This window comes from Vibrio sp. 10N.261.55.F4 (genome assembly GCF_041470465.1).
Classification (GTDB): domain Bacteria; phylum Pseudomonadota; class Gammaproteobacteria; order Enterobacterales; family Vibrionaceae; genus Vibrio; species Vibrio crassostreae_C.
Map to the genome: position 1 here is coordinate 1 of NZ_JBFRMM010000031.1, position 24,340 is coordinate 24,340.

At 46.3% G+C, this 24,340-nt stretch carries 26 protein-coding genes; 15 read left to right on the forward strand and 11 right to left on the reverse strand.

The window, feature by feature from the left end; translation table 11 throughout:
- The first annotated feature begins 328 nt into the window (after positions 1 to 328).
- Positions 329 to 874 (forward strand): gamma carbonic anhydrase family protein, encoded by a 546-nt coding sequence (locus tag AB4249_RS14775; protein ID WP_017058763.1) that lies wholly within the window; start codon positions 329 to 331, stop codon positions 872 to 874.
- Here AB4249_RS14775 and AB4249_RS14780 read toward each other — a convergent pair.
- The 4 genes from AB4249_RS14780 to AB4249_RS14795 all read right to left on the reverse strand — a co-directional run bounded on the left by AB4249_RS14780 (position 871) and on the right by AB4249_RS14795 (position 3,558).
- Positions 871 to 1,140: a DUF1488 domain-containing protein gene (locus AB4249_RS14780; RefSeq protein WP_017058764.1), complete on the reverse strand. Its 270-nt coding sequence runs from the start codon at positions 1,138 to 1,140 to the stop codon at positions 871 to 873. The two genes, AB4249_RS14775 and AB4249_RS14780, sit on opposite strands and share 4 nt — an antisense overlap.
- Before the next feature lie 17 nt (positions 1,141 to 1,157).
- Positions 1,158 to 1,988: a shikimate dehydrogenase gene (gene aroE, locus AB4249_RS14785; RefSeq protein WP_102429018.1), complete on the reverse strand. Its 831-nt coding sequence runs from the start codon at positions 1,986 to 1,988 to the stop codon at positions 1,158 to 1,160.
- A gap of 75 nt (positions 1,989 to 2,063) precedes the next feature.
- A complete protein-coding gene (gene hemF / locus AB4249_RS14790; protein ID WP_372103761.1) occupies positions 2,064 to 2,981 on the reverse strand; it encodes an oxygen-dependent coproporphyrinogen oxidase in 918 nt (305 codons plus the stop codon).
- 19 nt (positions 2,982 to 3,000) lie between these two features.
- Positions 3,001 to 3,558: an L-threonylcarbamoyladenylate synthase gene (locus AB4249_RS14795; protein ID WP_065584144.1), complete on the reverse strand. Its 558-nt coding sequence runs from the start codon at positions 3,556 to 3,558 to the stop codon at positions 3,001 to 3,003.
- A 195-nt stretch (positions 3,559 to 3,753) separates the two neighbouring features.
- Here AB4249_RS14795 and purE point away from each other — a divergent pair, with 195 nt between their 5' ends.
- Together purE and AB4249_RS14805 are read left to right on the forward strand one after the other, a co-directional pair.
- Entirely contained in the window at positions 3,754 to 4,239 is a 486-nt protein-coding gene (gene purE, locus AB4249_RS14800) for a 5-(carboxyamino)imidazole ribonucleotide mutase (protein ID WP_004735777.1), read from the forward strand.
- Between the two features lie 5 nt (positions 4,240 to 4,244).
- Complete coding sequence (locus tag AB4249_RS14805) at positions 4,245 to 5,375, forward strand: 5-(carboxyamino)imidazole ribonucleotide synthase (protein ID WP_065584145.1); 1,131 nt, start codon at positions 4,245 to 4,247, stop codon at positions 5,373 to 5,375.
- 88 nt (positions 5,376 to 5,463) lie between these two features.
- Here the strand turns inward: AB4249_RS14805 and AB4249_RS14810 are convergent, their stop codons facing one another.
- Genes AB4249_RS14810 through AB4249_RS14825 form a run of 4 tightly spaced genes read right to left on the reverse strand, consistent with a single transcriptional unit; the run spans position 5,464 to position 8,726 of the window.
- Positions 5,464 to 6,033, reverse strand: a complete 570-nt coding sequence (locus tag AB4249_RS14810) for a type I DNA topoisomerase (protein WP_017069578.1) — start codon at positions 6,031 to 6,033, stop codon at positions 5,464 to 5,466.
- A 12-nt stretch (positions 6,034 to 6,045) separates the two neighbouring features.
- Positions 6,046 to 6,522, reverse strand: a complete 477-nt coding sequence (locus AB4249_RS14815) for a DUF494 family protein (RefSeq protein ID WP_029235095.1) — start codon at positions 6,520 to 6,522, stop codon at positions 6,046 to 6,048.
- A 3-nt stretch (positions 6,523 to 6,525) separates the two neighbouring features.
- On the reverse strand, positions 6,526 to 7,638 hold the full coding sequence (gene dprA, locus AB4249_RS14820) for a DNA-processing protein DprA (RefSeq protein WP_065584147.1): 1,113 nt from the start codon (positions 7,636 to 7,638) through the stop codon (positions 6,526 to 6,528).
- Positions 7,635 to 8,726, reverse strand: coding sequence for a LysM peptidoglycan-binding domain-containing protein (locus AB4249_RS14825; RefSeq protein ID WP_065584148.1), 1,092 nt, complete (start codon positions 8,724 to 8,726; stop codon positions 7,635 to 7,637). The genes dprA and AB4249_RS14825 overlap by 4 nt, the downstream gene beginning before the upstream one ends.
- A gap of 140 nt (positions 8,727 to 8,866) precedes the next feature.
- Here AB4249_RS14825 and def point away from each other — a divergent pair, with 140 nt between their 5' ends.
- The 6 genes from def to AB4249_RS14855 all read left to right on the forward strand — a co-directional run bounded on the left by def (position 8,867) and on the right by AB4249_RS14855 (position 15,396).
- Positions 8,867 to 9,379, forward strand: a complete 513-nt coding sequence (def, locus tag AB4249_RS14830) for a peptide deformylase (RefSeq protein ID WP_017058772.1) — start codon at positions 8,867 to 8,869, stop codon at positions 9,377 to 9,379.
- Between the two features lie 37 nt (positions 9,380 to 9,416).
- Positions 9,417 to 10,364 (forward strand): methionyl-tRNA formyltransferase, encoded by a 948-nt coding sequence (gene fmt / locus AB4249_RS14835; RefSeq protein WP_372103765.1) that lies wholly within the window; start codon positions 9,417 to 9,419, stop codon positions 10,362 to 10,364.
- Between the two features lie 92 nt (positions 10,365 to 10,456).
- On the forward strand, positions 10,457 to 11,737 hold the full coding sequence (gene rsmB / locus AB4249_RS14840; RefSeq protein ID WP_017058774.1) for a 16S rRNA (cytosine(967)-C(5))-methyltransferase RsmB: 1,281 nt from the start codon (positions 10,457 to 10,459) through the stop codon (positions 11,735 to 11,737).
- Between the two features lie 109 nt (positions 11,738 to 11,846).
- Positions 11,847 to 13,223, forward strand: coding sequence for a Trk system potassium transporter TrkA (gene trkA / locus AB4249_RS14845; protein WP_004735766.1), 1,377 nt, complete (start codon positions 11,847 to 11,849; stop codon positions 13,221 to 13,223).
- Between the two features lie 95 nt (positions 13,224 to 13,318).
- Positions 13,319 to 14,764: a TrkH family potassium uptake protein gene (locus AB4249_RS14850; RefSeq protein WP_372100678.1), complete on the forward strand. Its 1,446-nt coding sequence runs from the start codon at positions 13,319 to 13,321 to the stop codon at positions 14,762 to 14,764.
- A gap of 26 nt (positions 14,765 to 14,790) precedes the next feature.
- The gene (locus AB4249_RS14855) at positions 14,791 to 15,396 is read left to right on the forward strand and encodes a DUF3157 family protein (RefSeq protein ID WP_371721171.1); all 606 of its coding nucleotides are present in this window, start codon (positions 14,791 to 14,793) and stop codon (positions 15,394 to 15,396) included.
- Here the strand turns inward: AB4249_RS14855 and AB4249_RS14860 are convergent.
- Complete coding sequence (locus AB4249_RS14860) at positions 15,393 to 16,046, reverse strand: hemolysin III family protein (protein ID WP_372100677.1); 654 nt, start codon at positions 16,044 to 16,046, stop codon at positions 15,393 to 15,395. The genes AB4249_RS14855 and AB4249_RS14860 overlap by 4 nt on opposite strands.
- Positions 16,047 to 16,202: 156 nt before the next feature.
- Positions 16,203 to 16,994, reverse strand: coding sequence for a sporulation protein (locus AB4249_RS14865; protein WP_017058778.1), 792 nt, complete (start codon positions 16,992 to 16,994; stop codon positions 16,203 to 16,205).
- Positions 16,995 to 17,277: 283 nt separating this feature from the next.
- Between AB4249_RS14865 and AB4249_RS14870 the strand changes: the two genes are divergently transcribed.
- The 6 genes from AB4249_RS14870 (at position 17,278) to AB4249_RS14895 (ending at position 22,397) form a co-directional block, all read left to right on the forward strand.
- Complete coding sequence (locus AB4249_RS14870) at positions 17,278 to 17,445, forward strand: hypothetical protein (protein ID WP_004739323.1); 168 nt, start codon at positions 17,278 to 17,280, stop codon at positions 17,443 to 17,445.
- A 131-nt stretch (positions 17,446 to 17,576) separates the two neighbouring features.
- Positions 17,577 to 17,840, forward strand: a complete 264-nt coding sequence (locus AB4249_RS14875) for a YihD family protein (RefSeq protein WP_009848104.1) — start codon at positions 17,577 to 17,579, stop codon at positions 17,838 to 17,840.
- Between the two features lie 326 nt (positions 17,841 to 18,166).
- Entirely contained in the window at positions 18,167 to 19,585 is a 1,419-nt protein-coding gene (gene ccoG, locus AB4249_RS14880) for a cytochrome c oxidase accessory protein CcoG (protein WP_372103768.1), read from the forward strand.
- Between the two features lie 73 nt (positions 19,586 to 19,658).
- A complete protein-coding gene (locus AB4249_RS14885) occupies positions 19,659 to 20,645 on the forward strand; it encodes a serine/threonine protein kinase (protein WP_017058781.1) in 987 nt (328 codons plus the stop codon).
- A 55-nt stretch (positions 20,646 to 20,700) separates the two neighbouring features.
- Positions 20,701 to 21,300, forward strand: a complete 600-nt coding sequence (locus tag AB4249_RS14890) for a thiol:disulfide interchange protein DsbA/DsbL (RefSeq protein WP_017063015.1) — start codon at positions 20,701 to 20,703, stop codon at positions 21,298 to 21,300.
- A gap of 140 nt (positions 21,301 to 21,440) precedes the next feature.
- Positions 21,441 to 22,397 (forward strand): DUF2860 domain-containing protein, encoded by a 957-nt coding sequence (locus AB4249_RS14895; protein WP_017066751.1) that lies wholly within the window; start codon positions 21,441 to 21,443, stop codon positions 22,395 to 22,397.
- 62 nt (positions 22,398 to 22,459) lie between these two features.
- Here AB4249_RS14895 and AB4249_RS14900 read toward each other — a convergent pair whose 3' ends face one another.
- The gene (locus tag AB4249_RS14900; protein WP_017058783.1) at positions 22,460 to 23,983 is read right to left on the reverse strand and encodes a YifB family Mg chelatase-like AAA ATPase; all 1,524 of its coding nucleotides are present in this window, start codon (positions 23,981 to 23,983) and stop codon (positions 22,460 to 22,462) included.
- Positions 23,984 to 24,340 lie beyond the last annotated feature (357 nt).

The following is a 24,340-nucleotide window of genomic DNA, read 5'->3' on the forward strand; positions in this document are numbered from 1 at the left end:
TTAAATTGTTAAAGAGCTTTTCCTTTTTGAGCTTCGCTCAAATCGGACGGCCATTTTAGCGATTTAAGTTTTAGTGTCAACCACTATTTTCAAAACTTTTTTCAAGCGCTTAGCTTGGCTAATTTGACCTGCTGATTCGTTTTGGTTTCTTACGAAGCCATCCCGTGTCAGCGAGGTGGCATTATAGAGATTTCGATCACACTGGCAAGCCCTTTTTGAAGTTTTTCTTACTTTTTTGATTGTTCGAGCGTTTTTTGTTCAAAACACCCCATTTTCACTAGTATTCCTCTTAATTAAGGGCTTAAGGTGCCTATATAAAGGAGGATTTATGAGTTCAATACGCAGTTATAAAGGAATATCCCCTCAGATTGGGCAAGGTGTCTATATAGATACCAGTTCAGTACTGGTTGGTGATATCAAAATCGGTAACGACTCTAGCGTGTGGCCTTTGGTTGCAGCTCGAGGGGATGTGAACCACATTCATATTGGAGAGAGAACGAATATCCAAGATGGTAGTGTCTTGCACGTCACCCATAAGAATGCTGAAAACCCTGACGGTTATCCTCTCTTAATAGGTAATGATGTCACTATCGGGCATAAAGTAATGCTGCATGGCTGCACTATTGAGGATCGTGTACTTGTTGGTATGGGAGCGATCGTGTTGGATGGCGTGATTATCCAAAAAGAAGTGATGATTGGTGCTGGTAGCTTAGTGCCACCAAACAAGGTACTTGAAAGCGGTTACCTCTATGTAGGAAGCCCAGTAAAACAAGCTCGTCCATTAAATGATAAAGAGCGTGCCTTTCTACAGAAGTCTGCAGACAACTACGTTCAGAATAAAAATGACTATCTAGACTCTGTAATTTCAGTCTAAAGCGCTTTGATCTGAATCCGATTAGAGGAGTCATACTCCTCTTCTTCTATTAACTCTTCCGCTAGCTCTTCAATATCGAAACGTAACTCTGAAAAGATAACTAAAGCTTGATCGCCTTCTTCTATATCTTTACCTGCCAATCGTGATAATTCCTCAATAGACATGACACATTCAATCAATGCGCCCGACTGTTGTGCTGGGAACGTGATTGTTCGGCTCTCTTCATCCCAATCTTGGATATCAGGAAATAGAATTGATTGATTCATTTTTTATAAACACCCCATTACATCTCTAGATTTTTACGTAATTCTCTTAAAATCTGTTTTGTTCCCGGACGAAGACCACGCCAAAGCATAAAGCTTTCTGCTGCCTGCCCCACTAGCATACCCAAACCATCATAAGCAGCATGAACACCATTATCTAATGCCCATTGATTGAATACCGTCGTTCCAGATCCATAAACCATGTCATAAACGGCGCTAGTAGAATTGAAAATCACCTCAGACACTTCAGGAAGCTGCCCGCTTAGACCAGATGAGGTAGAGTTAATAATGACATCAAAGCCTTCATTAACATCACTTAGCCCCATCCCCTTGATGTTGCCATGCGACGAAAACATCTCAGCCAGAAGTTCAGCCTTGGAGCTGGTTCGATTAGCGACCACCAGCTGTTGTGGCTTTTGGTCGAGAAGAGGTTGAATCACTCCTCTCGCAGCACCACCAGCGCCAAGAAGAAGAACACGTGCTCCTTTTAGCGTGACTTGATGTTGAAGCAGGTCTTGAACTAAGCCCTCACCATCGGTGTTATCACCAATGATCTCTCCATCATCTAACTTCTTAAGGGTATTTACGGCACCAGCTAGTTCAGCTCTCTCAGTTAGGCGATTGGCAAACTGATACGCATCTTCTTTAAAAGGTGCTGTGACGTTACATCCTCGACCACCTTCACTGAAAAATGTTTTGGCCGCAGTGATAAATTCACCATGCTCTGGCTGTAATGCTGTATAGGTAAGTTGTTGTCTGGTTTGGCGAGCAAATAATGTGTGAATGAATGGCGATTTGCTTTGCCCAATAGGGTTACCGAAAACGGCATAACGATCTACTTGCTGTGTCATATCCTTACCTAACAGAAATAAAAAAGGGTCATCTATATAGATGACCCTATCACTATCCCTATAAGGAAGGAAGAACTACCAAACTCGAGGCTTTAGGTAGTCGCTATAAAGCAGAGCTTCCGGTGAACCCGCTTGTGGTTCGTAGCGGTATTCCCAACGAGCCAACGGCGGCATCGACATCAATATAGACTCTGTGCGCCCACCGCTTTGCAGGCCAAATAAGGTACCACGGTCGTAAACTAGGTTGAATTCAACATAGCGGCCACGACGGTATAGTTGGAAGTCACGCTCACGTTCGCCATAAGGTGTATCTTTGCGACGCTCGACAATAGGTAAGTACGCCGCAACAAAACCTTCACCGACAGCCTGCATATAAGCAAAGCTCTTATCGAAACCCCACTCATTTAAGTCATCAAAGAACAGACCACCAACACCGCGTGTTTCGTCTCGGTGAGGCAGGTAGAAGTATTTATCACACCACTCTTTATGTTCTTGATAAACATCATCACCAAACGGCGCACAAAGATCTTTAGCGGTTTGATGCCAAGATTGGCAATCTTCATCGAAAGGATAAAATGGCGTTAAGTCAAAACCACCACCAAACCACCAAATTGGGTCTTCCCCTTCTTTTTCCGCAATAAAGAATCGAACGTTCGCGTGTGAGGTTGGGATGTATGGGTTTTTAGGGTGGATAACTAATGAGACACCCATCGCCTCAAACTTACGTCCAGCTAATTCAGGGCGGTGAGCTGTGGCTGAGGCAGGCATCGCCTTACCCGCTACGTGAGAGAAGTTAACCCCACCTTGCTCAAATACCGCACCGTTGGTCATCACACGAGTTCGACCACCGCCACCAAGGCGTTCGCCAGGTTCACGCTCCCATGCATCTTCTTCAAACAGTGCTGTGCCATCAGCTTGCTCAAGCTGCTGGCAAATCGAATCTTGTAGGCTCAGTAAAAACTGTTTTACTGCTTCTTTATCAATTGCTGACATCTTTCTTCCTTTGCAGGGTTTAACCCTGTCTTAATATTTTCGACGTTTTTGCATCTCTAATTTCGCTTGGCTTCTCACGACCACCCGTTTGACCTTCTAAAATAGCCACCAAATGTTGGCCAAGTTGCTGCTTAACTTCTTCAGTCGTCATACAAGGCGGCTCGCCGGTCAGGTTAGCACTGGTAGAGGTTAACGGCTTACCAAACTCATTACACATTCTTTGAACCAAAGGGTGATCAGTCACTCGTACCGCGATGGAATCAAATTGACCACTTACCCAGTCAGTAACTTTGCTGCTGGTTGGCATAATCCAAGTGACCGGACCTGGCCATGTCGCTTTCACTGTTACCAACTGTTCTTCCGTCAACTGGCTTTCATCAATGTAAGGTAACAGTTGCTCGTAACTTGCAGCAATTAAGATCAACCCTTTCTCGATCGGTCGTTGTTTTAAGTCGAGTAATTTCTTGATGGCTTGTGGATTATCGGGATCACAACCGACCCCAAAAACGCCTTCAGTCGGGTAAGCAATGACTTCACCTTGTTGTAATGCCTGCAAAGTATGTTGAAAGTTATCCACGGGTTGCCTCATTAATTCAGTTATCTAACTCACTAAGTGTACAAATTATCATTCACTGTGACTAAAGCTATTTGTTTATAAAATGTATCAATTAACAACTCAGACTGACGCAAACGTTTTCCTTAAGCAATTTTACCCGTATAATGCGCGCAAAATATCTAATCACTAATTAAATCGTACCTGAAGGAGTTTGAGATGACTGTCGGTATTATCATGGGTTCTAAATCTGATTGGCCAACAATGAAGCTAGCTGCAGAAATGTTGGATCAGTTTGGCGTGGCGTACGAAACAAAAGTGGTTTCTGCTCACCGCACACCTCAGTTGCTTGCAGACTACGCAACCAGTGCGAAAGAGCGCGGTATTAAAGTAATTATTGCTGGTGCTGGCGGTGCAGCGCACCTTCCGGGCATGGCTGCTGCTTTCACAAGCGTACCAGTTCTGGGTGTTCCAGTTCAGTCTAAAGCACTGAAAGGCATGGACTCTCTGCTTTCTATCGTGCAGATGCCAAAAGGTATCGCGGTAGGTACTTTGGCTATCGGTGAAGCTGGCGCTGCCAATGCAGGCATCCTAGCGGCTCAAATCATTGGTACACACAATGAAGAAGTAATGGCAAAAGTAGAAGCATTCCGTTCTGAGCAAACAGAAACGGTTTTGGCTAATCCAAACCCTGCAGAGGACTAATTTCCATGCATGTTCTTGTGTTAGGCGCGGGCCAACTTGCTCGCATGATGTCCCTAGCTGGGGCACCGCTGAATATTGAAATTTCTGCTTTTGATGTTGGCAGCAAAAATATTGTTCACCCATTAACGCAAGCGATTCTAGGTAACGGCTTAGAAAATGCGATTGAGCGTGCGGACGTCATTACTGCTGAATTCGAACATATTCCTCACGATGTACTTGAGGTGTGTGAGCGCAGCGGTAAGTTCTTACCGACAACAGAAGCAATCAAAGCTGGCGGTGACCGTCGTCTTGAAAAAGCCCTGTTAGACGAAGCGAACGTGAAGAATGCTAAGTACTACGTGGTTAACTCTCGCGAAGACTTTGACGCTGCAATTGCTCACGTTGGCTTACCAATGGTGTTGAAGAGCACACTTGGCGGCTACGACGGCAAGGGCCAATGGCGCTTAAAGACATTAGACAATGTTGACGCGACTTGGGCAGAAATGGCTGAGTGCATTACCGCGACCGACAACCAAGCGATTGTGGCTGAAGAGTTTGTTCCGTTTGACCGCGAAGTATCACTGGTTGGTGCTCGTGATACCAATGGCGAGGTTCAAGTGTATCCACTGGCTGAGAATGTTCACACCGATGGCGTGTTGAGCTTATCAACAGCCATTGATGACATTGAACTGCAAGAACAAGCGAAAACCATGTTCACCGCAGTTGCAGAGCGTTTAGATTACGTTGGCGTACTCGCGCTAGAGTTCTTTGATGTTCAAGGTTCACTGCTGGTGAATGAGATTGCACCACGTGTTCATAACTCTGGCCACTGGACACAACAAGGCGCTGAAACTTGTCAGTTTGAGAACCATCTACGTGCCGTATGTGGCATGCCATTAGGCAGCACTAAGCTGATTCGTCCAACCGCAATGATCAACATCCTTGGTGAAGATACCCTACCTGAAGCAATTCTTGCTCAAGGTGGTTGTCATGTTCATTGGTATGGTAAAGAGAAGCGTGCAGGTCGTAAGATGGGCCACATTAACGTGAGCGCTGATTACAACGCAGAATTACAAAGAGCGTTGTGCTCATTGGCTGAGATTCTTGATAAACAAGCCTACCCTGCTGTGCATGAGTTTGCTGAGCAGATGAAGTAAGCCTACATTGGCTTATTGATATAAAAAGTTTATTGGACACAAAAACGGCGCTCAGTGAGCGCCGTTTTTTTGTGTCTATAATATCGAGTTATTGAGATTGAATGTGGTGACACTTGCGATCTGCGCATTGCTTCTTGGTACCACTGGCCGTTTTCTTCTCCAGTAACAGTGGGAACTGGCACTCTTCACAGCGACCTATAACTGGTGGCTGATTAACGGCAAACTTACACTTAGGGTAGTTATCACACGCATAGAAGGTTTTGCCATAGCGAGATTTACGCTCAACCAAATGGCCTCTGCCACACTCAGGGCAGGCAACAAGTGGCTGTTCTTCAGGTTGTTCTTTCGGTTGATCCAAAGATTCGATGTGATTACACTCTGGATAACTGCTACAGCCAATGAACATCCCAAAGCGACCTTGCCTTAATACCAATTCGTTTTGGCATTTAGGACACGGAACGCCCAGCTCTTTCACCACATGACCATCATTTTGATGAAGAGGCTTGATGTAATCACAGCTCGGATACTGCTTACAGCCTAAAAATGGGCCGTGCTTACCATGGCGAAGCTGAAGCTCCCCACCACACTGTGGACATGGTTCATGCTCTAACGCATGTTCATGTGCTGAAAAAAGCTGATTATCAATCTTACTACTCATGATAAGCCTGTATTAATGCAAGATACCTTGCTCTTTGGTGTACAACAGCTCTTCCATTTGCGTGTAAGCACTTTCATTACCCGGTACATTGAACAGTACCATTAAGATAATCCACTTCAGATCATCCAACTCAAATTCATTGGTCTCTAACCCCATGACACGATCAATCACCATTTCACGAATCTCTGTCGTGAGGACGTTGATCTGCTCAAGGAACAACAAGAAACCACGACACTCCATATTAATACGTGATATCTCTTTACTTGTGTAAACACGCATCGAGGTATTAGAGCACATAGTAATCGCCGCTTGGTTATCGGTATCTTGCAGTGCAGCAAGGTCTTCTAACCAATGGAGAGCCTTATAAATATCATCTTGGTGAAACCCCGCTCGAAGAAGTTCATCTTCAAGTTCGTCTTGATCCACCTGCAATTCAGAATCGCTATGGATGTAGGTTTCAAACAAGTACATCAGTATGTCCATCATCATAGCTTAGCCTCTCCCCTTTCGAATATAGCCACCGGAAACTGCAACAACATGCCCTGAGAGCTCAAGCTCTAAAAGCTGCATCATGACTTCATGCACAGGTATATGGGTTCTCTGTGCCAAAATATCAACGGGTGTCGCCTCTAATCCTACGTTAGCTAACAGCTGTGGAAATGGCAATTGTTCATTTTCACCCTCATTCGGCGTAGGCTCGAACAAACTGGGCTGCTGATCTATAGACCAGTCTAACAGACTCTTTATTTCAATCAGAACATCTTGAGCATTTTGTACTAAACATGCTCCAGCTTTAATTAAGCTATTACCTCCGCGACTGGTTGGGCTATGAATTGAACCGGGCAGCGCAAACACCTCTCGGCCTTGCTCCATGGCATAGCGAGCCGTAATCAAAGAACCACTCTTTTCAGCTGCCTCAACCACCAAAGTTCCGAGCGACAACCCACTTATAATACGGTTACGGCGAGGGAAATGTTCAGGTCGTGGTTTGGCGCTTGGACGAAACTCTGAAATCAGCGCCCCATTTTCACAGATCCTATCGGCTAAATTTCTGTGCCGCGCAGGGTAAATTGAATCCAAGCCAGAGCCCAATACAGCAAAGGTTTCGCCTCCTTTATCTAGTGCGCCATCATGGGCATAACCATCAATACCAAGCGCTAAGCCGCTAGTGACAATCAAACCATTTTGTACAAACTCTTTAGCGAATGATTTCGCCGTCTGTAGACCTTCGATACTGGCATTACGGCTGCCAACCATCGCGATTTGAGGTTCAATCAGCTTTTCAACGTTACCTCTAACGAAAAGCACAGTAGGCGCCGAAGCAATCTCACTCAGCAATTTAGGATAATGTGGGCAACTCGGAGTCAGGATGTGATGGTTGGATTGTTTAGCTCGCCAAGCGAGACAAGCCTCTACCTCTCTTGGGGCCTGTTCTCTTAGATAGGAGATTTGTTTGGTTGATAAACCCAATGCTTGCAGCTGTTGCCCTGAGTAACCAACAATATTTAAAGGAGAATCAACACTGAGTAGGCGAGCAAGACGCTTTCCACCCAATTGCGGAACAAAACTTAGAGTTAACCAAGCACTCAGTTGTTGCTCATTCACTCGGTACCCTTAATCTCTTCCGTCAAAGCAAGGTCCAAAGGCGATACCGCCAGAATATCATTACTAACAGGCTTAGAGCTCTGAGTGATCAACGCGAGGCTAAAATACTCATAAGGACGAATGACCATCAAGCTACCCAGCGAGGTACTTGGCAATTGCACCTTATCGCTCGCCGCAGACTCTTTATAACTGTATTCACCTTGCTTACCAAACACCACCGCACCGCTTTCGCTGAGGGTAAACATAGAACCTTGGCGAAGGTTATCCTGTGAACCTTTGTTGATCACTACCACCTGATTCTTCGCGCTGTATTGGCTGCCATCTAATGAGCCCAAGATATTAGCAAATTGACCCGCCGCACTAGGTGCAGGATAAAACGTGGTAGAGAGCTTCACCTGATCAACACCAAGTTCCGGTAACACGAGGTCGTTGAGCAGTACTTCTTGTAATTGAGTCTCTATCTGTAAACTACTGAACTCAGCATCCACCTCTCTCAAGCGCGCCGTGGCGACCAGTCGCAAAGAGGTAATACTCGCTTGGGGTTGCTGCCGTTGGTAGGTTTCAACTGCGCGGTAGATACCCCACTTTTGATGTTGTTGGTTACCTGAGATAAACAACCGGTCTGCACCCGATAAGAAACGTTTACCATCACTGGTTCCTAATACTCGTTGTGCCGATTCGATATCTTGCTGCTCTACCAAGCGATCAGACTGTAAATAAGGTAGAACCAGTCCCTCGTTGACGGTAGGTACTGCTTTCTTCTCAGAAACACGAATCTTAGGGCTAAGCTTGATAACAGGCTTGAGGCTCAATACAGGCTCGCCATTAATCCAAACCAAAGACAGTTTATCTCCGGGATAAATGAGATGAGGGTTTTCTATCTCTGGATTGACCTGCCATAACCTTGGCCACAACCATGGACTATCGAGATACATCGCAGAGATATCCCACAAAGTATCGCCCTTAACCACCACATACGCCTCAGGTGCGCCCTGTTTAATGGTTAAAGGTTGCTCACTATTTTCAGCCGTAGCGGCGAACGAAATCGAGGCACAAATAAGAGATAAAGCAGGCAATAAATGACGCATGACCTAGGTTCCTTGGTCTGAATATATGACATCTGATTGGAGAATTACCTTCAGGATGCTGTCATTTGACCTCTAAAATGTCTAGAATTGAGCCAACAAGGTTTAAGCTGTTTCGGCACAGTTCAATATTTCGAGTGTATATGTCTGTATTACAAGTATTAACATTACCAGATGATCGTCTACGTACCGTGGCGAAACCGGTAAAAGAAGTTACCCCAGAGATTCAAAAGTTCGTTGATGACATGATTGAAACCATGTACGACGAAGAAGGTATCGGCCTTGCGGCAACGCAAGTAGATTTCCACCAACGCATCGTTGTTATCGATATTTCAGAAACACGTGATGAGCCAATGGTGCTTATCAACCCTGAAATTACTGAGAAGCGCGGCGAAGATGGAATCGAAGAAGGCTGCCTATCTGTACCAGGCGCTCGAGCTCTAGTACCTCGCGCTGCAGAAGTAACGGTTAAAGCACTAGACCGTGACGGCAACGAATTCACATTCGACGCTGACGACCTTCTGGCTATCTGTGTTCAGCACGAACTTGACCACCTAGAAGGCAAGTTGTTTGTTGATTACCTATCGCCACTAAAGCGTAAACGTATCCAAGATAAGCTAGCGAAGATTAAACGTTTCAACGAGAAACAAGGTTAATAACCGCTGCTATTACTAAATTAGAAGGAAGCCTACCTTGAGTCAGTCTTTAAGAATTGTCTTTGCAGGTACTCCGGATTTCGCCGCCCGTCACTTGGCGGCGTTGTTGTCTTCGGAGCATGAAGTTGTTGCTGTTTACACACAGCCAGATCGCCCAGCAGGCCGCGGTAAAAAACTCACTGCGAGCCCAGTAAAAAACATCGCACTTGAAAACAATATTCCGGTTTACCAACCAGAAAACTTCAAGTCAGATGAGGCTAAGCAAGAGCTAGCTGAATTGAACGCTGACATCATGGTTGTTGTCGCTTACGGCTTATTGCTTCCGCAAGTTGTATTAGATACACCTCGCTTAGGTTGTATCAACGTACATGGCTCTATCCTACCGCGCTGGCGTGGTGCTGCTCCGATTCAACGCTCTATTTGGGCAGGTGATAAAGAGACAGGCGTGACGATCATGCAGATGGATATCGGCCTAGATACTGGCGACATGCTAAGTATCGCGACGCTGCCTATCGAAGCGACAGATACCAGCGCATCAATGTACGAGAAGTTAGCGTGCCTTGGCCCTGACGCGCTTGTTGAATGTCTAGCGGACATCGCTTCTGGCAAAGCGGTTGCAGAGAAGCAAGACGATGAGCTTGCTAACTACGCGAAGAAGCTAAGTAAAGAAGAAGCGCGTATCAACTGGAGTGATGAAGCAGCTCATATTGAGCGCTGCGTTCGTGCCTTCAACCCATGGCCAATGAGCCACTTTGAAGCCGCTGAGAACAGCATTAAAGTATGGCAAAGCCGTGTGGCAGAGCAAACTTCTGATAAGCCTGCAGGTACCATTCTGCAAGCGGATAAAACTGGTATCTATGTTGCGACAGGGCAAGGCGTATTTGTTCTTGAACAGCTGCAAGTTCCAGGTAAAAAAGCCATGTCAGTTCAGGATATCTTGAACTCACGTGCAAGCTGGTTTGAAGTTGGTACACAGCTTTCTTAATCCGCTTTTAAAGCTGCTAATTACGCAGCTAAGAAAACCTTTACGAGGGCAGAGATGCCCTCATGTATTCAAATAAATATTCGGTACCCCTCATGAATGTTCGCGCTGCTGCTGCAAATGTCCTATTCCAAGTTGTCGATAAAGGCCACTCTCTTTCACACGCTCTCCCTGCGGCTCAAAAAACGATCCGTCCGCGAGACCATGCTCTACTGCAAGAGATTTGCTACGGCGCACTTCGTTATCTGCCTCGTTTAGAGTCAATCGCTAACGAACTGATGGAAAACCCGCTTAAAGGTAAAAAGCGTGTATTCCACCACCTAATCTTGGTGGGCATTTACCAACTAAGCTTCATGCGTATCCCTTCGCATGCCGCGGTTGCTGAAACGGTTGAGGGTACTAAGACACTGCGCGGTCCAAGCCTGAGTGGTTTGATCAACGCTGTGTTACGTAGCTACCTACGTGACCAAGAAGAACTAGACGAGAAAGCCGTTAGCCACAATGCAGGCAAATACGGCCACCCAAGCTGGATTCTAAAAATGCTTCAAGAGAGCTACCCAGATCAATGGGAGCAACTGGTTGAAGCAAACAACAGCAAGGCACCAATGTGGCTGCGCGTTAACCGCCAACACCACACTCGTGACGAGTATGTAGAACTGCTTAAAAACGAAAACATTGAATACACATTGCACCCAGAAGCAGCTGATGCCATAAAATTAGCTGCACCTTGTGATGTTACTTTGCTTCCTGGCTTCGACAGGGGTTGGGTATCAGTGCAAGATGCTGCCGCTCAGCTTTCGGTTGATTACCTAACACCAAAAGATGGTGAGCTGATCTTAGATTGTTGTGCTGCACCAGGTGGTAAAACGGCACACATTCTTGAGCACACTCAAGATACTGAAGTGGTTGCGATTGACTGCGACATCAAACGTCTAGACCGTGTTTACGATAACCTTGAGCGCCTACAACTGCGTGCCGACGTAATTTGTGGTGATGCTCGCTACCCTGAAGAGTGGTGGATGGGCGATAAGTTCGACCGTATCCTACTTGATGCACCTTGTTCAGCGACTGGCGTAATTCGCCGTCACCCTGACATCAAGTGGCTACGTCGTGCATCTGACATTGATGCGCTGGCTGAACTGCAAAGCGAAATTATGGATGCAATGTGGCGTCAGCTGAAAGAAGGCGGCACCATGGTTTATGCGACATGTTCTATCACGCCGCAAGAAAACGTGCTGCAAGTGAAAGCATTCCTAGCACGTACTGAAAACGCAACGCTGGTTGGGTCTGATATCGAAAATCCGGGTCGTCAAATACTACCTGGAGAAGAAGATATGGATGGCTTCTACTACGCAGTTCTAGTAAAACAGGCATAACAACTAACAGCGGCTAAGAATTTATTTCTTAGCCGCTGTTTCTTTCTAGTGCATTATCAAAACAAAGTTAGATAACTAGAATTACCACGGTAAAGAAAAGAGAAAGGCTATGAAGATCATTATCCTAGGTGCTGGACAAGTTGGCGGTACCCTTGCTGAAAACCTGGTTGGTGAAAACAACGACATCACCATTGTCGACCGTAATGCTGACCGACTTCGTGAACTTCAGGATAAGTACGACCTTAGGGTTGTAAACGGTTATGCCAGCCACCCAAACACACTACGTGAAGCGGGTGCGCAAGATGCCGACATGTTAGTTGCCGTAACTAACATGGATGAAACCAACATGGCTGCGTGTCAGGTTGCTTTCTCTCTTTTCAATACGCCGAACCGAATTGCTCGTATTCGTTCTCCTCAATACCTAGAAGAGAAAGAAGCGCTATTCAAATCAGGTGCCATCCCAGTCGATCACCTGATCGCACCCGAAGAACTAGTGACCAGCTACATCGAGCGCCTGATTCAATACCCAGGCGCACTGCAGGTTGTGAGCTTTGCTGAACAGAAGGTTAGCCTAGTAGCAGTAAAAGCCTACTACGGTGGTCCACTGGTGGGTAACGCACTGTCTGCTTTGCGTGAGCACATGCCGCACATTGATACCCGTGTTGCCGCTATTTTCCGTCAAGGTCGCCCTATTCGCCCACAAGGCACCACCATCATTGAAGCCGATGATGAGGTTTTCTTTGTGGCAGCGAGTAACCATATCCGCTCAGTAATGAGTGAGCTACAACGCCTAGAGAAACCGTACCGCCGCATCATGATTGTCGGTGGTGGTAACATTGGTGCAAGCTTGGCAAAACGCCTTGAGCAGAGCTACAGCATCAAGCTTATCGAGCGCAGCTACACTCGTGCCGAAAAGCTGTCTGAAGAATTAGAAAACACCATCGTCTTCTGTGGCGATGCGGCAGACCAAGAGCTGCTAACCGAAGAGAACATCGATCAAGTGGACGTGTTCATTGCCCTAACCAATGAAGATGAAACCAACATCATGTCAGCAATGCTGGCGAAGCGAATGGGTGCCAAGAAGGTAATGGTACTGATTCAGCGTGGTGCTTACGTAGACCTTGTTCAGGGTGGCGTGATTGATATTGCTATCTCTCCACAGCAAGCGACCATTTCTGCGCTGCTTACTCACGTTCGTCGTGCTGATATTGTTAACGTATCATCTCTACGTCGCGGCGCTGCAGAGGCGATCGAAGCCATTGCTCACGGTGACGAAACCACATCGAAAGTGGTTGGCCGAGCGATTGGCGACATCAAGCTACCACCGGGCACCACTATTGGTGCGATTGTTCGCGGAGAAGAAGTACTTATCGCGCACGATAGAACCGTAATCGAACAAGATGACCACGTAGTGATGTTCCTAGTGGACAAGAAATACGTACCTGATGTTGAGTCTCTATTCCAACCGAGCCCGTTCTTCTTATAGCCTTGTTCTCGTGAGCTTCTTCTCGCAACTTTCTTTTGTGAGAACGGCGCTCCGGCACAAAGCTGTAATCAATTAAAGCTATGGTCTATTAAGCTATGGTCAACTTTCGTCCGATATTATTAGTGATAGGGTTAGTGTTATCAAAACTCGCCCTTTTCATGTACATCCCCACATTGGTTGCCTTTTTCACAGGCACCGGTGGCTTCCTCGAGTTTGGTCAATCGGTAGTGATCACGCACATTGTGGCGTTCATCTGCTTGAGCTTAGGGCGCTCCGCTAAGTTCCGACTTGGGGTGCGGGACATGTTCCTGATCACCTCTCTGGTATGGACGATAGCCAGTGCCTTTGCTGCACTGCCGTTTGTCTTCATCAACCACATCAGCTTCACTGACGCCTATTTTGAAACCATGTCAGGTATCACCACGACAGGCTCAACCGTATTAAGCGGCTTAGACAGCATGGCACCAAGCATTCTGTTGTGGCGTTCTATACTGCAATGGTTAGGCGGCATCGGCTTTATCGTTATGGCGGTAGCAGTTCTACCAATGCTCAACGTTGGTGGTATGCGCCTGTTCCAAACCGAATCATCCGATTGGTCAGATAAAAGCAGCCCACGAGCAAAAACCGTCGCGAAGAACATCGTAGCAGTTTATCTGGTTCTGACTGGTTTATGCATCATTAGCTATTTGCTTGCAGGCATGGGCATCTTTGACGCGATCAATCATGCGTTCACAACACTGTCGACGGGGGGTTACTCAACCTCAGACGGTTCTATGAACCACTTCTCGAACAGCGCTCACTGGGTGGGTACTGTATTCATGTTCTTAGGTGGCTTGCCGTTTTTACTCTTTGTCAGTGCGCTGCGCGGTAGAAAGCTCTCTATCCTCTACAAAGATGCCCAAGTGAGAGGCTTCGCTTACCTATTCTTAGTCACCAGTGCTGTGATATCGACATGGTTGGTGGTCAGAGATGGCTACACGGTATTGGATGCGATGCGTGTTTCGATGTTTAACATTGTGTCAGTCGTCACCACAACCGGTTTTGGCTTAGAAGACTTCACCGCGTGGGGCGCTTTGCCTACCACGCTGTTTGCCTTTTTAATGATGGCGGGCGCGTGCTCAGGTTCAACCTCTGGCGGTATCAAAATCTTCCGCTTCCAGATCGCGATGACCATGCTTCATAAGCAGATGATGAAACTGATTCATCCATCGGGCGTGTTTGTTCAACGCTATAATCAACGACCAGTCAGTGACGACATCGTACGTTCACTCGTTGCATTTGGTCTGATGTTCTTTATCACGATTATCTTAATTGCCGGTGGGCTGAGTGCGATGGGACTTGATCCTGTAACCAGTATATCCGGTGCTATCACAGCCGTTGCCAATGTTGGTCCAGGAATGGGCAGCGTGATAGGTCCAACCGGAAACTTTGCTCCACTGCCCGACGCTGCTAAATGGTTGCTAAGCTTAGGAATGCTGATGGGGCGACTCGAGATACTGACGCTCATTGTTCTATTTTTCCCAGCCTTTTGGCGACGCTAACCAAGCACAAAATCAAGGAAACACAGATGAAATCATACGTACTTCTCGCTGGCGCATTGCTCGCAAACTCAGTATTCGTAAGTTCTGCCTTTGCTGATCAAATGGTCACATTGCCTGATGGCAAACAAGTGTTACTCAAAGATGATTTTACTTGGCAATACGTGGCACCGAAGCAAACGGAAGCAGCAGTGACAACATCAGAGATCGCAGTGCCTGTTTCAGCAGCGCCTATTGCAGCAGCCCCTGTCGTAGCCGTACCTGTCGCAACGAACACGCGTGGCACTACAATTGTGGTTGATAGTAAGAAGCCAAGCTTACAGCTGTCTCAGTCAGGAGTGGATGTTGTACTGGGTGCAAGTCGCTATGAAGATGGTGAGCTTATCATTCCGACAGCCATCACTAACCAAGGCACTCAAGCGGTCATTTTGGTATCACTTAACATCAGCGTATTTACTGCAGAAGGTGAGTTGTTGGCAGAAGAAGAAGTTGCTGTGTGGAAATCAATCAAACGAATGGCCGACACATACCTACGACCAAAGACGGGTGAAGAAGGCAAGCTCATCAAGCTCGACCTAGAACAACACCCTGAATATCAGATTAAAGCTGAGATTACTGAGGTACTGGCTCGCTAAACCGGAGTCACGTACAAATAAATAGCGAAGAAATGGCAAGCGCAGCCCGCCAACACAAACAAATGCCAGATGGCATGATTGTAAGGGATGCGTTTTACCACATAGAAAATCACACCCAACGAGTAAATCACGCCACCGAGTGCTAGTAGCACCAAACCACCCATCTCGATATTCATCGCCAGTTGATAAACCACAATCAGCGATAACCAACCCATCGCCAAGTAAGTCACCAATGACAAACGCTTAAATCGGTAGACGAAGGCAATCTTCATAATGATTCCGACTAGCGCGATACCCCAAATCACTGCCATCAAACCCATCGCCAATGGTGTTCTTAAACTCACCAATAAAAATGGCGTGTAACTGCCCGCGATCAATAAGTAGATCGCACAGTGATCGAGAGTTTTCAGTAATCGCTTGGTCTTTTCTGTGGTGATCGAGTGATAAAGCGTGGAAGCGAGAAAGAGTAGGATAATACTGCTGCCATATACCGCCATACTCGCAATAGTCAGTATGTCGGCTTGATGGTCAAACGCACGAATCAGCAGCAGGACTAAACCAACCACGCCAAGCACAACACCCAAGCCATGGGTTATCGCATTGGCGCGTTCTTCGATGTCACTGTATTCGCTCGCCGATGATGCAGACATGATTATCCTACTAGAGTAAATGTTCGATTTGCCTAGTATTGCACATTAAGCTTACACGTGTAAGCTTAAATTTTTATGACATCTTTTATGACATTAATAACGCCTAAACGGTGTGATGAAGCTAAGGTCTCTAAAGCTACAGAACCAAAGAGCTAACTAAGATGCGTTGTCTAGATACTCAAGTACCATCTTGCCCGCATCTTGTGGTGACGTATCCAATGGCACACTCAATTGACGCTGCAGTTGGCCAATGCCTAACAAGCTCGCCAACATGCCTTTTGCACCATCGCGATTACGGTCTATCTCAAACCACAACTTAAGCTCAGTTTCATCACGATGAGCTACAACCTCAAGCTCACGCCAACGGCCATGATATGGACCAGTGGTAGGAACAAACTCGAACTCTTGTACAAATGGCAGTTCAAAGCCTTCTACCGCTTCACACTCCACTTGGCGAATACGCAGCCCTTGAGCTTCAAGCTCGTTAAAAATACCATCGAGGAGTGCGTCAGGGCGCACCGTTAAGATGTCTTTATCCGATGGATCAATCGCCATCGCAATATCGAGCCCGGTTTCTAGCCACACCTTTGAATCACCAATCGTGACAGGTGTGTTCAGCGGGACATCAAACTCACATTCAAAATCACGGGTTTCACCCGGCTGAATAACAAAGGCATACGGCAGGCTCCATTTGGCCAACGAGTATGTCTGGTGCATTCGACGTGTTTGACCGCCCTCTTGCCTTTGCGAATTCATAGTAATTTCTTTGACGTAACGACAGCACAAGTTGAGATCGATATTGTCGATCTCTTGTGGCTGAGCGCCACCATAGACATGCACAATAATGCTCGCCTTCTTGCCTGGATAAAGCACTTCCTGTTGCAATACAGAATCCACCTTGGCAGATCCAATTCCAAAACTTGCTAACGTTTTCTTTAAGAACGACATATGCACCTCCTTTAAAGCATCATCTTAAGCCTGAAAGAGGTTCAAACTCAAATATACTGCTCACACTATTTTAGCTCTAATATCGTCTATTTATCACTCAGGCGTCGATCGATAACTTAGATAGTGATAATCTAAGCCTTGATATGCATGCATATCATTATCCTGATTTATTCTTCGGATTGGCGAAAGCCAGACGAGTGACGCTTCAAGCAATTGAGGTGGAGCTCATGGTAAATCAGGCCATTAGATTGGCAATGGATATGCCTGACCGTTAGGTAAATTAATGCGCCCAACAGCTGTCAGGTTCTCGCACACCAACCGTAGTGCGATGCGTCGTCGTAGTGGCTTTGTTGCTGCTCCAACGGCTAAGAAATTGGCTCCTACAATGACTCTAGTTGAGAAGACTGCTTTATTAGCACCGACTACAACGAAAGTGATTAAAGCCGCTTAACAAAAAGCGCAGTTTTTACTGCGCTTTTTTCTTGCCCGCTCCCATCTTGAAATGTGTTTACACATTGGTATTCCCTACCCGATTTGATACCTTAGCCACAAATCATTATAAAATTTGTGGAGAAATAAAGTATGAAGTGTCACCGCATTGAAGAACTGCTTGAACTGATGGAGCCTGAGTGGCAGAAAGATCAAGAGCTTAACCTATTAGAGTTCATCATTAAGCTATCAAAAGAAGCGGGCTACCAAGGCAAGCTTGAAGAACTGACTGACGATGTTCTTATCTATCACCTAAAAATGCGCAACAGCGAAAAAGATGAGATGATCCCGGGCCTGAAAAAAGACCAAGAAGATGATTTCAAAACCGCAATTCTAAAAGCACGTGGCCTTCTTTAGTCGCCCGTTAGTTTAGAGCTCAATTGCCGTATAGATAAAACACTCAATTTTAAAAAGCGACCACCAGGTCGCTTTTTTGTTTCTGTTCGCTATTTTTTCGTCACAACTGTTATGACTTTTGTTGTTAAAGGTTGATAGCGTTAAAGAAATGAGAACAAGATTGTCGCTATAATCGCCATCCATAAGAATCTTCTAAAATAATAAGAGTGAGTGCGATAACAACAAATGCACCAAGCTCAATTTCAACAGGTTCTCTAAACCATACTTTCAAGTAATGTCGTCATGCCCGACTTAACCGGGCAAACAAGCCACAAAAAGGATAGTCCATGAGTCAGGATAAAATCGATATCAAAGATGTGACTCCTAAAACCTTTAACCCGAAAACACATAAAGGTAATGGAGATCGATTTAACCCAAGTAACCGAATCTATGTTCGAGAAAGCAAAGGTAAATTCCAACAACTGCGTCGCTATGGCGGTTGGTTCTTACTTTTACTTTTTGCGCTTATCCCATGGATTCCCTTTGGTGAACGTCAAGCGATCTTGCTCGATATCGGCAGCCAACAGTTCAACTTCTTTGGCACCACCTTATACCCGCAAGATCTGACCCTACTCGCGATCCTATTTATGATTGCCGCGTTTGGCCTGTTTTTCATAACCACCTTCTTAGGCCGTGTCTGGTGTGGCTATTTATGCCCACAAACCGTCTGGACCTTCATGTATATCTGGTTCGAAGAGAAGCTAGAAGGCGCTGCCAATAAGCGAAGAAAACAAGACTCGGGCAAACTGACGAGCAATTTAATCCTCAGAAAAACCCTCAAACACATTGCGTGGTGGGCGATTGCCATTGCGACGGGCTTAACCTTTGTTGGTTACTTCATCCCAATCAAAGAGTTAGTGGTTGGCTTCTTTACCTTTAACTCGTCTTTCTGGCCGGTGTTTTGGGTACTGTTCTTTGCTGGATGTACTTATGCCAATGCGGGTTGGATGCGTTCAATTGTTTGTCTGCACATGTGTCCTTACGCGCGTTTCCAGTCGGCAATGTTCGATAAAGACACCTTCATCGTGGGTTACAACACAGAACGTGGTGAAAGCCGTGGCCCTCGCTCTCGTAAAGCCGATCCAAAAGAGCTTGGTCTAGGCGACTGTATTGACTGTAATCTGTGTGTACAAGTGTGCCCTACGGGTATCGATATCCGTGACGGCCTGCAATACGAGTGTATTAACTGCGGCGCGTGTATTGATGCCTGTGACAACACGATGGAGCGTATGGGCTATGAGAAAGGCCTGATCAATTACACCACCGAGCACAGACTTGAAGGTCACTCGACCAAGGTAATGCGTCCCAAGCTGTTGGGCTATGGCGCTATCTTGATCGTGATGCTGGGCTTGTTCTTCGCCCAAATCGCGAGCGTTGATCCTGCCGGCCTAAGTGTTCTGCGTGACCGAAACCAACTGTTTAGAGTCAATAACCAAGGGTTGGTTGAAAACACCTACACCTTGAAAGTGATCAACAAGACTCAACAAGAGCAAGAGTACAAACTCGATGTTAGCGGACTGCCCGATTCTATCTGGTATGGTAAACAGACGATTACTGTCGATCCAGGCGAGGTTTTGAACCTACCTATCAGTTTGGGCGCCGCCCCAGAAAAACTGAGCTCACCAGTTTCGACAATTCAGTTTATACTCTCGGATAATGAAGAGTTTACGATGGAAGTCGAAAGCCGCTTTATCAAGAAGCTCTGATACCCGCACCGTAGTGCTTGGTATAACAACCCAATAAATGGAAAAAGGCTCAGTAATGAGCCTTTTTTATTCTATGACGATGCAAGCCTTTAACTTTGATAACCTGACTCCTGACTTCATGTGGTACGCACTGGAGAGCATCGGAGTTCGCGCTGAATCCGGGCTTCTCGCTCTCAACAGTTACGAAAACCGTGTCTATCAGTTCACCGATGAAGACCGTAAGCGCTACGTCGTTAAGTTTTACCGTCCACAACGCTGGAACAAGGCACAGATCCAAGAAGAGCATGACTTCGCACTCGAGCTTATCGAACAAGAGATGCCGGTTGCGCCTCCAATGCGAATCAACGGTGCAACCTTACATGAATACCAAGGCTACCTATTTGCACTATTTGAAAGTGTTGGCGGCAGACAGTATGAAGTTGACAATCTAGATCAATTGGAAGGCGTAGGACGCTTTCTTGGTCGTATTCATAAAGCCAGCGCGGGAAGAACATTCCAGCATCGCCCGACCATCAGCTTAGATGAATACCTTTATCAGCCACGTAAGATTCTAGAGAACTCTCAGTTTATCCCGACGCACCTAGAAAATGCCTTCTTCAATGACGTTGACCTTCTGATCAAAGAGCTAGAGAGCCAGTGGCCGAGCAACATTGAGAATATCCGCCTGCACGGTGACTGCCACCCTGGCAATATTTTGTGGCGCGATGGGCCAATGTTCGTCGATCTTGATGACGCACGTAACGGCCCTGCGATACAAGATCTGTGGATGCTGCTCAATGGCGAGCGCCAAGATAAGCTGATGCAACTGGATATTTTGCTAGAGAGTTACCAAGAGTTTTGCGATTTTAATACCGCACAACTGAAACTAATCGAACCACTACGCGGTCTACGTATGGTGCATTACATGGCATGGTTGGCGAAACGATGGCACGATCCTGCGTTTCCTCTGGCCTTCCCGTGGTTTAATGATCCGAAATATTGGGAGCAACAAGTACTTGCTTGTAAAGAGCAAATTGCTACCCTGCAAGAGCCACCACTTTCGTTAATGCCTCAGTGGTAACAGCAATCGCAACATACAACTAGATAAAAATTCAAACATAATGGAGATTGGATAAATGAAAAAGCTATTCGCATTTTTCTCATTGATCATGTTGAGCCTTACCGCTCACGCTGCGAAATTTAACGAAGGTGAACACTACAAAGTTCTCGACCTAGAAGCATCAAAAAAACCAATGGTGACAGAGTTCTTCTCTTTTTACTGCCCACACTGTAATAGCTTTGAGCCAATCATCCAGCAGCTAAAACAACAGCTACCTAAAGACGCTAAGCTACAGAAGAACCATGTTTCATTCATGGGTGGCAACATGGGTCTGCCAATGAGCAAAGCTTACGCGACAATGATTGCACTGAAAGTTGAAGATAAAATGGTGCCAGTGATGTTTAACCGCATCCACACAATGAACAAGCCACCACGTGATGAAGAAGAACTGCGTCAAATCTTCCTAGACGAAGGCGTTGATGCGAAGAAATTCGATGCTGCGTATAACGGCTTTGCTGTAGATTCTATGGTTCGTCGCTTCGACAAAGCATTCAAAGACAGCGGCCTTTCAGGTGTACCCGCTGTTGTGGTTAACAACCGCTACCTAGTAGAAGCTCAAGGTATCAACTCTCTTGATGAGTACTTCGAGCTCGTGAACTTCTTATTAAAGAAGTAAGCCATTGATGAAAGGAAGCTTCGGCTTCCTTTTTTTTTGCTAGTTCAAAAATCATTATTGATAAATAATTAACCTGGAAGTTTAAAGCTTTACTGCTATTAATAACCCGTCCTAAGAACCGGTGGGCAAGGAGCCCTTGAATGAAAATAAAAATAACTCTCTTGGCATTGAGCGTTGCGGCTTCTCCCGCTTTTGCCAAGCTTGCAGACCAACAAGGTTTCAGTGGTGAAATCTCTCTCAATACCGGGGTTACCTCTTCCACCTCGAACTTTAATACCGATGCTGATAGCAATCTTTCATCCACAGATCAGAAGGCTTCTTCGGAAAGCTCTTTTCTGGTTGCTCCTTTAGGTAGTGTTGCTTATACCTTTGGTGAAAAGCTAAACCATCAGGTATACACAGGTACCGCGCGAGATGATGTAGCAACAGGTACTGTAGTTCTCGAAGTCGGTTACAAATACCAACTTGAGTCAGGCATGGTGATCGACGCTTCACTGCTGCCAACCATTATGTCTGGTGAAACTTGGGCTGATCCATACAACACCACATCAGCTCGCACCAAGACCGATGAAACTGGCAATGCGTTTCGTTTGAAGCTAAGCAACATTGCGGGCTCAGCTTTCTCGCTAGACATGGCCTATGCGACCAAAGATGTCGACAAGGATGATATTCAAGATCAAGAGCTCAAACGAGATGCCAATACTCTCTACTTGAAAGGTCAATATCGCCTGCCACTTAGTCGTACCATGATGCTTATTCCATCCGTCATCTATCAAACACGTGATGCTGATGGTAAAGCTGAATCTTACGACCAATTCGGTGGTGAGGTAAGCTTGTTTGGTGGCATGGGGCGTCACAAGTACGCACTAACAGCGGGTTACAACCAACGCTCTTACGATGCGAGCAACCCGATCTACGACAAGAAACGCAGCGACGACAATATCAACCTATTCGCCGCCTATGAGTATGATCAATTCATGGATTGGGAAAACTGGTCGTTTATTTCACTGGCAGGCTACGGCACCAGCGACTCGAACATTACCTTCTACGACGAGTCTCAATATATAGTTTCAGTTGGCTTGAACTACAAGTTCTAACCTTAGCGAGTATGAACTGCAATCCAACGAAAGCCTGCATCTAAGCAGGCTTTTTCTGCTTGCTAGACAGCTTGAGCCGTGAGTTGTTTCAGCAAGCGATCCATCGCGCGATAGCCTAGCGCTTCTGATAGATGTTTCTTTTCGATCTGCTCGTTACCGTCAAGGTCGGCAATGGTTCGTGCCACCTTAATAATTCGATGATAAGCACGAATCGATAAACCCAAGCGATGTAGTGCTGTCTCAAGAAACTCTGCATCTTCGCGTCGCAGTGGGCAATACTTCTCAATTTCTCGGCTACCTAACAGTGCATTCGATTTATGGTTGCGAGATAGCATTAACTCTCGCGCCTGCCTAACCCTTTGCTTAACTACTTGAGTGGTTTCACCGCGATCACCGCCTTCGGCCAACATTCCTTTTGGCAACAGAGGTATCTCCAATGACATATCGAACCTATCCAGCAAGGGCCCAGATAAGCGATTGAGGTAACGCAGGATGATCTGTGGGTTGGCGCGCGCCTGGTTACCTTCGTAATAACCCGTTGGACTTGGGTTAAGTGCACCGACCAATTGAAAACGCGCAGGAAAACGAGTCTTGCCCGCAGCACGGGAGATAATGATCTCGCCCGACTCTAGTGGCTCTCGTAATGAATCAAGCACCTTGCGCTCAAACTCCGGCATCTCATCTAAGAACAATAAGCCGTTATGCGCTAAAGAGATCTCTCCGGGGCGAGGCACCGAACCACCACCCACTAATGCCGCCATTGAACTGGAATGGTGAGGAGAGCGAAAAGGTCGTTGCTTCCAGTTGTATTGATTGATTTCTTGTTGCGTTAACGAGGCCACCGACGCGGTTTCCATCGCTTCGTCATCACTCATTTCAGGTAATAGGTCACGCAGTCGAGAAGCGAGCATAGTTTTTCCGGTTCCGGGTGGGCCAAGAAACAATAAGTTATGATTCCCAGCAGCGGCTATCTCTAGAGCTCGCTTTCCTTGTTGTTGGCCGATAATATCTTGTAGGTCGCGAAGCACTGAAACATCAGCCTGATGATGTTCCGTTCTATATAGCCCAAGCTGAGCCTGTCCACACATGTCAGCACAAACCTCCAACAAGGTTTGTGCAGATTTATGCGCTCCCTTGCCCACCAGCGCAGCCTGATCACCGTTATGATGTGGGACAACTAAGCATCGCTCTACACTGTCGGCGGCTAACGTCGCAGGCAAAACGCCCTTTACCGAGCGAAGTTCTCCTGACAATGCCAACTCACCGATAAATTCATGTTGAGCTATTTTTGATGTCGGAAGCTGATCTGACGCCACCAAAATCCCAAGCGCGATGGGCAGGTCAAAACGGCCACCTTCTTTGGGCAAATCGGCTGGGGCGAGATTGACCGTGATTCTTTTCGATGGAAACTCAAAGCGAGAATTGATGATCGCGCTTCTCACTCGGTCTTTAGATTCCTTGACCGTTGTTTCAGGTAGACCCACCAGCGTGAAGCCAGGCATTCCGTTGCTTATATGCACCTCAACGGTCACTTCTGGCGCCTCTACACCCACACTAGCTCGGCTATGAATTATCGCGAGTCCCATAACTTTCCTTTGTCTTTGATTTAAAAGTATTCGCTCTGGATATTCGTTGCTCACCAAAGCGATAAGGTTGTTATATAGCTTGGTGGAATGGTATTTTAATGTGAAAAAAGAATGACATTTCCCTTGTCATGCAGCAGATTTGTGTGATAACACTAGAGATGTAGACATTTACTGAAGACAATAAACGAGAAAACTCGAATATTATGATTTTTAACGCTCGCATTTACGCACTGATTAACCTGATTATCGTAGTCATTATTAAGACTGCGCGGGGGCGAGTGGGAAGAAAGTAACCACGAATTAGAAAAAACCCCCGCACTGACAAGTCCGGGGGTTTTTTCTAATTTAAACATTCGA